Source organism: Polaromonas sp. P1_E3, from assembly GCF_056405935.1.
Genome location: NZ_JBFUBD010000729.1, coordinates 1 through 878, shown reverse-complemented (window position 1 = coordinate 878; position 878 = coordinate 1). Strand labels below are relative to the sequence as shown.

Below are 878 nucleotides of genomic sequence, written 5' to 3'. Positions count from 1 at the left end.
GGATATGGTGGCCGCTCGCTCCATCGCCAATCGCACGGCGAATCTTTTATGGCCGTACTCCTGAACAAGATGCGAGGTGATGGGATCTATCTGCTGGACGAACCCGAAGCAGCTCTTTCGCCGAACCGCCAACTTGCGGCACTCCGTGCTATTCACCAGCTCGTTGAAGATTCATCCCAATTCATCATTGCCACGCATTCCCCGATCTTGCTCGCCTACCCTCACGCCAAAATCATTCAGTTCGACAGATCAGGCATGAGCGAAGTTGCGTTCGAAGATACAGAGCACTTCGCAGTGACAAGAGACTTCCTGAACAACTACCCGCGGAGGCTAGAGCAACTCCTGGCGGACGACGACGAAGAGGACGAAGGCCCTGATGTCTAACTTGCCTATCGACACGAACGCCCAACGGCACCATACCCTTTTTTAGCATGCATATTCCCACTTCCACGCGTCGGTTGCCATGCCCCTAATTGACATACCTACCGGGATATCCGTGCGATACCATGCCTAAATGAAGGGAACGGGCGTTATGCAAATTGTCGGAATCGTGTTGGCGATTGGTATTGGACTCGTGAGTTGGCCGGCGGCATTGGCACTGGGTGGATGGGGTTCTCCCCTGCGCGCTCTTGATTCACTTCTATTCTGGACTCCCATCGTTGGTGCGGCAGTACCCATCGCGTTAATCCTGTTTGTGAAAGGKGCAAAGGTATCCGGGGCGTGGGTGTTGGCGCTGGCTCCGCTCCTCGGTGTGCTGAACGTACTTTGGAGTGTCGAGCTCTATACGTCTTACCTTGGACCCAGTCTTCTTTCGTCCGACCCAATCCCACGGGCATTCATGGTTTTTTCCGCCATGTGGTTGCTGCCCTGGTTGTACG

The 878-nt window shown here is 54.6% G+C and carries 2 protein-coding genes; both read left to right on the top strand.

Annotated elements, in window-relative coordinates; genetic code table 11:
- On the top strand, nucleotides 1-384 hold a 384-nt coding region (locus tag AC1D0Z_RS23125), incomplete at its 5' end, for an AAA family ATPase (protein WP_477660465.1).
- A 148-nt stretch (nucleotides 385-532) separates the two neighbouring features.
- The coding region (locus tag AC1D0Z_RS23120; RefSeq protein ID WP_477660464.1) for a hypothetical protein at nucleotides 533-878 on the top strand (346 nt) is incomplete at its 3' end.